The sequence below is a fragment of the Mesorhizobium sp. M4B.F.Ca.ET.017.02.2.1 genome, from assembly GCF_003998955.1.
GTDB classification, from domain to species: Bacteria; Pseudomonadota; Alphaproteobacteria; order Rhizobiales; family Rhizobiaceae; genus Mesorhizobium; species Mesorhizobium abyssinicae.
Map to the genome: position 1 here is coordinate 1 of NZ_RZOF01000610.1, position 1,400 is coordinate 1,400.

Sequence of the window (1,400 nt, forward strand, 5' to 3'; positions counted from 1 at the left end):
CGATCGAGAAAGCCCGCGCCACCGGCGCGCTGGTCATCTTCATCGCCGATCCGCTCGGCCTGACGCTGACCGACACGCCAGCCAAGCTCGGCGCCGACATCGCCGTTGGCCCGATGCAGCGCTTCGGCGTGCCGATGGGTTTTGGCGGCCCGCATGCCGCCTATTGCGCCGTTTCCGACAAGTTGACCCGGCTGATGCCTGGCCGCCTCGTCGGCCAGTCGACCGACAGCAAGGGGCGTCCCGGTTACCGGCTGGCGCTGCAGACGCGCGAGCAGCACATCCGCCGCGACAAGGCGACCTCCAACATCTGCACCGCCCAGGCGCTACTCGCCAACATGGCGACCGCCTATGCGATCTGGCATGGTCCGGCCGGCCTGCAGGCGATCGCCGAGCGCATCCATGGGCTCGCCAGCCGCCTGGCTGCCGGCCTGACCGCGTCGGGTGTTTCCGTGCTCGGCGCCAGCCGCTTCGACACGGTGACGGTCGAAGTGAAGGGCAAGGCGAAATCGATCGCCGCCGCCGCCGAGAAGATCGGCCGGCTGCTGCGCGTCATCGACGCCGACCATGTCGGCATCGCCTTCGACGAAACCTCGACCGAGGCCGACCTCGAGGCGATCGCCGCGCTGTTCGGCGCCAAGGCCGCCGCGGCGGCCGATCGCACCGTGCCGGGTAAACCGCGCGGCAAGGAGTTTTTGACCCAGCCGGTCTTCCACGAGAACCACTCCGAGACCGACATGATGCGCTTCCTGCGCCGGCTGGCCGACAAAGACCTTGCGCTCGACCGCGCCATGATCCCGCTGGGATCCTGCACCATGAAGCTCAACGCTGCGCCCGAAATGATGCCGGTCAGCTGGCCGAGCGTCGCCAACCTGCATCCCTTCGCGCCTGCCAGCCATTCGGCAGGCTATCGCGCCATGGTCGGCGAACTGGAGGGCTGGCTGTCGGAGATCACCGGCTTCGACGCGGTCAGCCTGCAGCCCAATGCCGGCAGCCAGGGCGAATATGCCGGACTGCTCGCCATCCGCGCCTATCACCGCTCGCGCGGCGAAAGCCATCGCACCGTATGCCTGATCCCCTCCTCCGCGCATGGCACCAATCCGGCAAGCGCGGCGATGGCGGGAATGAGCGTCGTCGTCGTGCGCTGCCTGGAGGACGGCAATATCGACATGGACGATATGAGGGCCAAGGCCAACGAGCATTCCAAAAATCTCGCGGCGCTGATGTTCACCTATCCCTCGACGCATGGCGTTTACGAGGAAGGCGCGCGCCACCTCTGCGCCCTCATCCACGAACATGGCGGCCAGGTCTATTTCGATGGCGCCAACCTCAACGCCCTGGTCGCCCTCGCCCGTCCCGCCGACATCGGCGCCGACGTCTGCCATATGAACCTGCACAAGACC

General features: G+C 67.4%; 1 pseudogene. It reads left to right on the forward strand.

What is annotated here, in order from left to right:
* A pseudogene (locus EN738_RS34295) lies at window positions 1-1,400 on the forward strand (glycine dehydrogenase (aminomethyl-transferring)); the annotation flags it as partial.